Raw genomic sequence first — 9,948 nt, forward strand, 5'->3', positions numbered from 1 at the left:
AACCCTTTCAAATATCCGCCGGCGGCGAGCGATCCCGAATTAGAGTTCGCAGCGTCTCCATGTCCGCGGCAAGGGGGCGGTCATCGGCATAGTGCCGCACATGTGCACGCACGATAATATGGATTTCTTCCGTTCCTTTCGCCCTCAGCGCCGTCGCCTCTAGAAAATCATGGGCCTGGGCTGCAGCCATCAATTCGATCGCCAGGATGTATTCAGCGTTGTCGATGACGGAAAGCAGCTTGTTTGCAGCAGCTGTCGGATGCGCGAGGAAATCCTCCTGCAGCCCCGATGTCAGGCCGCCATCCATCGAGGCCGGAGCAGCAAGACGGCGGTTCTCGTTACTGAGCGCCGCAGCCGTATACTGGGCGATCATGAAGCCGGAATTGCTGCCGGCATCACTGGCAAGGAAAGGCGGAAGACCGCTTACCAGCGGATTGACAAGACGATCAATTCGCCGCTCGCTCATTGCGCCGATCTGAGCGATTGCGATTGCAAGGCTGTCGGCCGCCTGCGCGAGTGCCGGAGCAACGGCATGCGCCTCGGACGAGACGATCGGATTGTCCGGCGTGCCCGAGATCGCCGGGTTGTCGGTGACGGACGCAAGCTCCCGGTCGACAGTCTCGGCTGACTGCTCGAACACATCGCGCGCGCCGCCATGTGCATGCGGTATCGCACGCAAGCTGAGTGCATCCTGCGTACGTCTTGCAAGGGCGGCCGCAACAAGCCCGCTGCCCGAAAGCCGATTGCGGATGGACGCACCGACCGTCGCGATACCCCTCGAAGGGCGAAGCGCAAGCACCGCTTCGTCAAACGCAGCCAGCTGGCAGCCGGCCGCTTCCAGGGTAAGAGCGGCGATTGCATCGGCCCAATCGAGCAGGCGGGCGGCGCGTGCGAGAGCGATGCTTGAAAGACCGGTTGCGCAAGCCGTGCCATTGACCAGGCTCAACCCTTCTTTCGCCTTGAGCACGAGTGGCGCAAGCCCGATCGCCGTCAAGGCGTCGCGCCCGTGCATCGGACGACCGGAAACGCGCGCAGATCCCTCCCCAATCAAGACGAGCGCACTGTGGGCATTATGGGTGAGATAGCCGGCTGAGCCTTTCGACGGCACATCGGGAATGCAATCCCTCTCGAGAAAGGCAGCCAGGTTGCTGACGATTTCCGGCCGCACGCCTGAATGGCCGTGGGCAAAATTGGCGATCTGCGCGGCAATAATCGCCCGCACCTCGCGTGGTGCCAAGAGCGGGCCGACGCCGCATGCGTGACTGAGTACGATATTGCGCGAAAGTTGTCCTTGCGATCTACGATCAACAACCGTGTCCGACAGGGCGCCGACGCCGGTATTTATACCGTAGGCTCGCACCCCGCTTTCGACGATGCGCCCGACGATACGGGCGGCGTGGGCGATCCGTTCCTCTGCAGCCGGAGACAGTGCAAGTGCTTCGCCTTCGCCGACCTGAGCAATGTCGCGCCAGCCGAGCCTGTCCCCGATCGTGACGGTCATTGTCCGCTTCCGAAATGACCGATGAACTGGCGGAAGGCTGGCGATGCGCCGCCGCCGAACATGTCGTCCGGCGCGCCACTGCTTTCCACAAGACCTTCGCGCATGAAGATGACGCGATTGGAAACGTTGCGGGCAAAACTCATTTCATGGGTAACGACGAGCATGGTCATGCCCTCTTCGGCCAGCGCACGCATGACGCGCAGTACCTCACCCACGAGTTCTGGATCAAGTGCGGAGGTCGGCTCGTCGAAGAGCATCACCTTTGGCTTCATCGCAAGCGCGCGCGCGATCGCCGCGCGCTGTTGCTGGCCGCCGGAAAGATGCGCCGGATAGGCATGACGCTTGTCAGCGATGCCGACTTTTTCGAGCAGCGCTTCGGCCTCGGAAATGCATTCTGCACGCGGTCGCTTGAGGACATGCACGGGGCCCTCGATCACATTCTGCAGAATGGTCATATGTGACCACAGGTTGAACTGCTGAAAAACCATGCCGAGTTCGGAGCGGATATGATCGACCTGCTTCTGGCTCGCAGGCCTGCTTCTTCCGTTCCTGTGCACCATCTGGATCTCTTCGCCATCGACCCAGATCTCACCACTCGTCGCCGTCTCGAGAAGGTTGATGCAACGCAGGAACGTCGATTTGCCGGAGCCCGAGGCACCGAGCAGCGAAATCACATCGCCATCTTCTGCGTCGAGGGAAATTCCGCGCAACACCTCGTGAGTGCCGAAGCTCTTGCGGATGTTGCGGACCGAAAGTCGGGTTAGACCGGGCATGTAGGCTCCAATCGGGTTCAGTCTGATCCTACGCCTTCAGCACCGCCGGAACGGCGCGGCGATGTCGGGATAGCGAATATTCAAGCAGGGTCATGCCCTGAAGGATGATGAAGTTCAAAACAAGATAGATGAGGGCAGCACAGAGGAAGACCTCCATCGTGCGATAGGTCTGCGAGATCAAACGCTGGGCGACACCTGTGACCTCCCATACTGTGACGAGGCTTGCGAGAGCCGTCGACTTCATCATCAGGACGATCTCGGTCGAATAAGCAGGCAGGGCGTGCCGGAAAGCGATGGGCGCAAGGATGCGGCGCACAAGCAGCAAGCCCGACATGCCGATCGATCGGGCGGCCTCGATCTCCCTTGGAGAGATTGCACGAATGCCGCCGCGAAAGATTTCAGCCGTATAGCCGGCGGTGCAGAGCGCCAGCGACAGGACGGCACAGACGAAAGGCTCGCGCAGGAACGGCCAGAGGAAGGAATAGCGGATGAAACCGAATTGCCCGAGGCCGTAAAAGACGAGAAACATCTGGATCAGCAGCGGTGAGCCGCGGAAGATAAAGACGTAGCCCTTGGCAATCCCCGACAGCACCGGATTGCCGCCAACGCGCATCCAGACGATCAAGAGCGCCAGGAGGAGGCCGAAGACGATCGACGCGGAAAACAGCGCCAGCGTCATCGGCACGGCCTTCAAAAGCGTTATCATGGTCTGCGACAGGAAGGTGAAATCCATGGTCGTTCCTCAGGCCTGGCCCATCGCAGCTGCCGGCATGCTCCGGTTTGTCCGCCGCTCGGCACCGTTGAAGAGACGATCGGAAAGGCTCGTCAGGATCAGATAGAGCGCGCCACCGACGATGAAGAAGAGGAAATATTGCCGGGTAGAGCCGGCCGCGACTTGGCTGGTCCGCATCAATTCGGCAAGACCCGTCACCGAAACCAGCGCCGAGTCCTTGAGGCTCAATTGCCAGACATTGCCGAGACCGGGAATGGCAAAGCGCAGGACCTGTGGCATGACAATGCGGCGGAAGCGCAAGCCACGGTGCATGCCGATTGCGGATGCCGCCTCAAGTTCACCCTTGGAAATCGCAAGGTAGGCGCCCCGGAAGACCTCCGCCTGATATGCGCCTGAAATGATACCGACCGCCAGCGCACCGGCCGCAAAGGAAGGCAGTCCGAGAAACCCCTCATAACCCATGGCCGTGCCGATCGCCGTCATCGCGGATGATCCGCCGAAATAGATCAGATAGATGATCAGCAGTTCCGGAACGCCGCGAAAAACGGTGGTGTAGAGACTGCCGATGGCAGAAAGCAGCCAATTGCCCGATAGCTTGGCGCCGGCGACGATCGTTCCGAGCAGCGCCCCGATTGCGAGCGCCGTCGCCGTGACGGCGAGAGTTGTCGCCGCACCGAGCAGCAGCAGTGCCCCCCACCCTGTCGAGCCGAAGCCAATCAGTTCCAGTGTCGCCATATCCGTTCCCCGCGCTGCCCTTAAAGGGCTGTCAGAATAACATGCGGTCCCCGTCATGAAAGCGGGGACCGGAAGTCTCGACCGGAACCGGCGCCTACTGTTGCGGGCTGACGTCGACCTTGAACCACTTCATCGAGAGATTTTTGACGGTGCCATCGGCAAGGGCCGACTTGATGGCCTCGTTGAACTTGTCGCGCAGGTCCGTATCTGCCTTGCGCAGCCCAAGACCTTCGCCCTCGCCCCAGATGGAGCCGGCGATTTCGGGACCGGTAAAGGCAAGCGCACCGTTTGCAGCTTGGAACGCGTTATTGAAATAGACCGCATCGTCGAAGCCGAGATCGATACGGCCGCTCTGCAGGTCAAGGTCGCGGTCTGCACCGGTCTTGTATTCGCGAATCTCGGCGATGCTGCCGAAGTTGTCGTACACGAATTTGGCGTAGACAGTCGCCGCCTGAATGCCGATCGTCTTGTCCTTGAAGGCTTCCTTGAGGCTTTCGATTTCCTTCACTCCGGTCTGGCCGGGGGTCATCTTGATGGTCGAGCCTGTGCCTGCGGCGTTGGCAAGCGGACTATCCTTGGCTGTCGCAAAGGCGGCAGGGGTCGCGGCATAGGGAACCGTAAAGTCGATGATTTTCTTGCGTTCCTCGGTGATCGACAAGGCGTCCATGATGACGTCGAACTTGCCGGCGTTGAGCGCTGGAATCATTCCGTCCCAGTCGGAGGCGACGAGCCTGCAGTCGATCTTGGCACGTTCGCAAAGAATCTTGGCGAGTTCGGGTTCGAAACCGCCAAGCGAGCCGTCGGCATTCGTCAGGTTCCACGGCGCGTAGGCGCCTTCGAGCGTTATCGTCGCGGTCTTCCAATCCTTGGCGGCTAGCGGGGCGGCGAAGGCTGCGAGCGTAAACCCAGTGGAAAGAAAAAGCGTCTTGAATCTCATATCATCAATCTCCTCTGAAGTTGTCATTGACCTTGTGGCTGCATGAACCGGTCTGCGCCGGCTTGCCTGTCGTCATCGATTTTACTCGAATGCTCGATCAGGAGGTTGTATAGGGTACCATAAGAGAGAATTCATGATATGCAAGAGAAAAGTCTGTTTGTAGGGCAGATTCCATCGATGCAAAAGGAATGTGCAATGAAGCGTCCGGGCGAGATGAAGCGCGAGTTTTCGGGACATGACACCGCGCCGCTATATGCCGGCGTCAAACAGATGATCCTCGATCGCATTCACAGCGGCGAATGGCCGCCGAAGCATCGCGTGCCTTCCGAGAACGAACTGGTCGTCGAGCTCGGCGTCAGCAAGATGACCGCCAATCGAGCGTTGCGCGAGCTTGCCAGCGAGGGTGAGCTGGTGCGCATCCAGGGTGTCGGCTCGTTTGTTGCGGAGCGCAAAGGCTATTCCGCTCTTTTTGAAGTGCGCAATATTGCTGAAGAGATTGCCGAGCGCGGAAACGCGCATGAGGCGGAGGTCATTGTTCTTGCAAGAGAAACTGCCTCCCCGGACGTGGCTGATGCGCTGGAGCTCGAAATCGGCGGCTCCGTCTTCCACTCGCTCATCGTTCACAGTGAAAACGGCGTTCCGGTGCAAATCGAAGACCGCTTCGTTAATCCGTCGGCAGCGCCGAGTTACCTGGAGCAAGACTTCTCTTCGTTGACTCCGAATGCCTATCTCACAGCCGCAGCGCCATTGAGTGGATCCGAGCACGTCGTCGAGGCGGCAATGCCGAGAAGCTGGGAATGCAAGCTGTTGATGATCTTGAAAACGGAACCCTGTCTTGCAATCCGGCGACGGACCTGGTCGGGCAAGAAGGTTGTCTCGACTGCCAGACTTGTCTATCCGGGGCACCGCTATCGGCTGGAGGCGCGCAGCGGCAGGATGTTTGACGAATAAAGATCTGAGTTCCATATGGAAGCTAACGGCGACAGCTTTGAGCTGAACGGCTCACAGCGTTTCCTCCTTTGGTGTCAGCCTCAGATGATGTGTCTGCGAAGGCATAGGTGACGGCGGGTGATATCGTCGAATTTGCTGATAGGCGGGAGGCGGCCTCGAAAACCGATCCGCCCTTCGGGAAATTATTTCTGCACGTAACGTCACCGCCACTGGCAGCACTGGCCTGTGCAGAATGTGGTTTTCGCGCCATATAAAGGTCTCGAACATCGGCAACAGATAGGTCCTAATTGAAATCGGGCTGCTTTGCGTGTAGCTCATTGGGAATGGGCAAGATGTACCGAATCACAATGAGCAGGCTGCTCGTGATGATGCGGCTGGTGATCATCGTATCGCTGGCGGGGTACTCGCTGTCGAACGCCAACGCGGCGATGCATGGCTCCTCGTTCCCCGAGCTGGAAGTCGTTGCCTCGGATCCGATGCTGTCCCACGAGGGCCACGACATGGCGGACATGGCCCATCATGACCACTCGCATGGCGACGTATCCCATGGTGGCGATGACGCGTCGAAGCTGGTCAAGCAGGAATGCTGCAGCGATTTCTGCGGCGGCTTTGGCATAATTTCCGAAGGCCCCGATGTCGGCGGACCCGTCGTGACCTCGATCCGGCAGTACGTCGACGACCGGACGACCCTTGGCGAACTGCCGACCCTCGACCGTCCCCCGAATATCTGAATAGAGACGCGCCCGCTTGATCGGGTCCAGCCGGACACCTGCCTTCGTGTGGCGGGTGGCCCCCGTAGGCCATCTCTTATTCGGAAATTTCATAATGAAACCCTTGCTTTTCGTGGTGGGGCTGCCGCTTGTTATCGGCGGTTGCGCATCCACGCTTCCTCCCGACGTGGTGGCGTCCTCCGCCGCGGTCGAACAGCCGTCCGCGCGCCCGCTCGCATACCGGTCGCCGATCTCGGGCTACGTCGCCAGGCAGCCCGTCGACCCCAAGCCGTGGCGCAGACAGAACGATCTGCAGTCTCCAGCAAATGGAGACGCCTCATGATCGACCCTGGAAGAACGATGGTAGCGCTGGTATTCCCGCTGGTGCTGAGCGGCTGCGTCACAGGCGCCGAATACTCCAGCAAGGAAGCGGGCTTCACCTCCGTTTTCAACAAGACCGCCGCTGTCACGACGAAGGATACCGTCTGGATCCAGAACCAGAACCAGGCCCGGTCGGCCGCCGCGCAGGTCAGGAACCTGCTCGCTCGAAAGAAGGCCCTTGACGTCGAGACGGCTGTTCAGATCGCCCTGCTCAACAACAGGGGCCTCCAGGCGGCGTACGCCGATCTTGGCGACAGTGCTGCCGACGCCTGGCAGTCGACGATGTTTATCAACCCGACCGTCTCCATCGGCACGACGGGCATGGGGACGCCGGAACTGGAGGCGTTCAAGACTGTCGAGGGGATGATCACGACGAATATCCTGGCGCTGGCGACAAGGAACAGGGACATGGCGATCGCCGACACCCGCTTCCGCCAGGCGCAGTTGAACGCGGCAGTGAAGACACTTCAGCTGGCTGCCGACACGCGCCGTGCCTGGATCGGCGCGGTGGCAGCCTGGGAGAACGTCGGGCAGCTCCAGCGTGCCCAAGCGGCGGCGGACGCCGCTTCGGAGCTCGCGGAGAAGCTGGGCGAGACCGGTGCGATGACCAAGGGCGCCCAGGCGCGCGAACATGTATTCGTCGCCGAACTCGCCGGAGAGACCGCGAAGGCCCGCCTGGCGGCACGTCTCGCCAAGGAGGAGCTGACGCGGCTGATGGGCCTGTGGGGCGCCGACCTGGACTACCAGGTTCCGAACAGCCTGCCTCCCCTTCCAAAGTTGGCCGTCAGGCGCGACACGATCGAGGCCGAAGCACTTCGAAATCGGATCGATCTCCAGGTGGCTAAGCTCGAACTCGAAGCCACTGCCAGGTCCTATGGTCTGACCGAAGCGACCCGCTATGTCACCGACCTCGAAATCCTGACCGGTTTCGAAACGGAACGGGAAATCGAGGACGACGAGAAGACGACGAGAACGACTGCTCAGGTCGAGCTCGAGTTCGCGATCCCGATCTTCGACACCGGCAAGGCCCGGATGCGCAAGGCCGAGGTGGCATACATGCGGGCGGCGAACCTGCTGGCGGAGAAAGCCGTCAACGTCCGGTCGGAGGCGAGATCCGCTTACGAGGCCTACCGCTCGAACTACGACATCGCGCGGCACTACCGCAACAGCGTCGTGCCGCTGCGCACCAAGGTCGAGGAGGAATCCCTGCTGACCTACAACGGCATGATCTCGAACACCTTCGAGCTGCTGACTGACACCCGCGACAAGATCAACTCCGTCCTGCTCTCCGTCAACGCGAAGCGAGACTTCTGGCTGGCCGACGCCAACCTCGCGCCTGCGATCTACGGTGGCGGCGCGACGAACGCGTCGGCAGAGACCGAGGTCGCCGCTGCTTCCGAAAGCAGCGGTGGCGGCCATTGAGAAAGGAACCCACCATGTTCAACAGACGACAACTGTTCGGTGCGAGTGCGGCGCTGCTGGCGGCGGGAGCCTGGACGAAGACGTCGGCGATGGGCCTGCCGGACGCCCCGACAATGGACTCGGCAGACATGCAGCCACCGCTCCACCCGACCTCGGGTCCAGACTACCAGCCGGTCGTTACCCTCAACGGCTGGACCCTGCCCCACCGGATGAACAACGGCGTCAAGGAGTTCCACCTCGTTGCCGAACCGGTCGAACGCGAGATGGCCGACGGTATGACGGCCTATCTTTGGGGCTATAACGGCCAATCTCCGGGGCCGACGATCGAGGCGGTCGAAGGCGACCGAGTCCGAATCTTCGTCACCAACAAGCTTCCGGAGCACACGACCATCCACTGGCATGGCATGCTCGTGCCGTCGGGCATGGACGGCGTCGGTGGCCTGACGCAGCCGCACATTCCGGTCGGAAAGACCTACGTCTACGAGTTCGACCTCGTGAAGTCCGGCACCTTCATGTACCACCCGCACTCCGACGAGATGGTGCAGATGGCCATGGGCATGATGGGCTTCTTCGTCGTCCATCCCAAGGATCCCAAATTCATGCGTGTTGACCGGGACTTCGTCTTCCTGCTCAACGCCTACGACATCGATCCAGGATCCTACGTGCCGCGGATCATGGAGATGACCGATTTCAACATGTGGTGCTGGAACAGCCGCGTATTCCCCGACATCAGCCCGCTGGTCGTCTCCAAGAACGACAAGGTGCGCGTCCGCGTCGGCAATCTAACCATGACAAACCATCCGATCCACATGCATGGCTACGATTTCGAGGTGACGTGCACCGACGGCGGCTGGGTCCGGCCCGAAGCGCGCTGGCCTGAGGTGAGCATCGACATCCCGGTCGGTGCGATGCGCGCCTACGAGTTCGACGCCAAGTACCTCGGCGACTGGGCGATCCACTGCCACAAGTCGCATCACACGATGAACGCGATGGGACATGACATCCCGACCTTCATCGGGGCGGACAAGTCGAAGGTCGCCGACAAGATCAAGAAGCTGCAGCCGGAATACATGCCCATGGGTACGAAGGGCATGGCTGATATGGGCGAAATGGAAATGCCCATCCCCGAGAACACCGTGCCGATGATGACCGGCTGGGGGCCGCATGGCCCCATCGAGATGGGCGGCATGTTCTCGGTCGTGAAGGTCCGCGAGGGCATCTCGGCGGACGATTACTCCGATCCGGGCTGGTACGAAAACCCGCCCGGAACGCAGGCTTGGGAGTGGACCGGCGAGCTGCCGGACGCGACCAAGGCCAAAGACTCGAAAACGCAAATCACGCCCAGGCCGACAAAAGGCTGAGGCTCAATCTTTCACATCAAAAAGGATTTACCCATGAAGAACTATGTATTGGCACTGGCGCTGGTCGCCCTCGCAACCCCAGCCCTGGCTACCGGCAATCACGCTGGCGGTCACGGTGAAAAAATGGCCATTGGCGAACCTGGCGATAAAGCCAAGGCAACACAAACGATCCGCGTCACGATGAAGGAAACCGACGACGGCAAGATGCTATTCACTCCGGCCGTCTTCAACGTGCGCAAGGGACAAACGGTCAGGATCGCGATCAAGAATGCCGGAACCGTCGACCACGAGTTCGTGCTCGATCAGGAAGACAAGATTCTTGAGCATAAGGCGGTCATGGAGAAGTTCCCCGAGATGGAACATGACGATCCAAACTCGATCCGCCTTCCGGCCGGTCAATCCGGCGAGATCGTCTGGAAGTTTACCACCGGTGGCGAGTTCAAG

At 60.5% G+C, this 9,948-nt stretch carries 11 protein-coding genes; 6 read left to right on the forward strand and 5 right to left on the reverse strand.

Annotation, left to right across the window (positions count from 1 at the left end; translation table 11 throughout):
- Positions 1-7 precede the first annotated feature (7 nt).
- From BLP23_RS27220 to BLP23_RS27240, 5 genes are all read right to left on the reverse strand, one after another.
- A complete protein-coding gene (locus BLP23_RS27220) occupies positions 8-1,501 on the reverse strand; it encodes an HAL/PAL/TAL family ammonia-lyase (protein ID WP_092587842.1) in 1,494 nt (497 codons plus the stop codon).
- Entirely contained in the window at positions 1,498-2,274 is a 777-nt protein-coding gene (locus tag BLP23_RS27225) for an ABC transporter ATP-binding protein (RefSeq protein WP_092587843.1), read from the reverse strand. The genes BLP23_RS27220 and BLP23_RS27225 overlap by 4 nt, the downstream gene beginning before the upstream one ends.
- A gap of 28 nt (positions 2,275-2,302) precedes the next feature.
- Positions 2,303-3,007: an ABC transporter permease gene (locus BLP23_RS27230; protein ID WP_092587844.1), complete on the reverse strand. Its 705-nt coding sequence runs from the start codon at positions 3,005-3,007 to the stop codon at positions 2,303-2,305.
- Between the two features lie 9 nt (positions 3,008-3,016).
- The gene (locus BLP23_RS27235) at positions 3,017-3,742 is read right to left on the reverse strand and encodes an ABC transporter permease (protein ID WP_092587845.1); all 726 of its coding nucleotides are present in this window, start codon (positions 3,740-3,742) and stop codon (positions 3,017-3,019) included.
- 94 nt (positions 3,743-3,836) lie between these two features.
- Positions 3,837-4,679 carry a transporter substrate-binding domain-containing protein gene (locus BLP23_RS27240; protein WP_092587846.1) on the reverse strand — a complete coding sequence of 281 codons (843 nt, stop codon included), beginning with the start codon at positions 4,677-4,679 and terminating at the stop codon, positions 3,837-3,839.
- A 195-nt stretch (positions 4,680-4,874) separates the two neighbouring features.
- Between BLP23_RS27240 and hutC the strand changes: the two genes are divergently transcribed.
- From hutC to BLP23_RS27270, 6 genes are all read left to right on the forward strand, one after another.
- Complete coding sequence (gene hutC, locus BLP23_RS27245; protein ID WP_092587865.1) at positions 4,875-5,630, forward strand: histidine utilization repressor; 756 nt, start codon at positions 4,875-4,877, stop codon at positions 5,628-5,630.
- Between the two features lie 332 nt (positions 5,631-5,962).
- Complete coding sequence (locus BLP23_RS27250) at positions 5,963-6,361, forward strand: hypothetical protein (RefSeq protein ID WP_092587866.1); 399 nt, start codon at positions 5,963-5,965, stop codon at positions 6,359-6,361.
- 94 nt (positions 6,362-6,455) lie between these two features.
- Complete coding sequence (locus tag BLP23_RS27255; RefSeq protein WP_092587847.1) at positions 6,456-6,683, forward strand: hypothetical protein; 228 nt, start codon at positions 6,456-6,458, stop codon at positions 6,681-6,683.
- Positions 6,680-8,143, forward strand: coding sequence for a TolC family protein (locus BLP23_RS27260; protein WP_092587848.1), 1,464 nt, complete (start codon positions 6,680-6,682; stop codon positions 8,141-8,143). The genes BLP23_RS27255 and BLP23_RS27260 overlap by 4 nt, the downstream gene beginning before the upstream one ends.
- A gap of 14 nt (positions 8,144-8,157) precedes the next feature.
- Complete coding sequence (locus BLP23_RS27265) at positions 8,158-9,504, forward strand: multicopper oxidase family protein (RefSeq protein WP_092587849.1); 1,347 nt, start codon at positions 8,158-8,160, stop codon at positions 9,502-9,504.
- A 33-nt stretch (positions 9,505-9,537) separates the two neighbouring features.
- Positions 9,538-9,948 (forward strand): cupredoxin domain-containing protein (locus BLP23_RS27270; RefSeq protein ID WP_092587850.1); only part of this gene is annotated, 411 nt, incomplete at its 3' end.

The sequence above is a fragment of the Rhizobium mongolense subsp. loessense genome (assembly GCF_900099775.1).
Taxonomy (GTDB): Bacteria; Pseudomonadota; Alphaproteobacteria; order Rhizobiales; family Rhizobiaceae; genus Rhizobium; species Rhizobium loessense.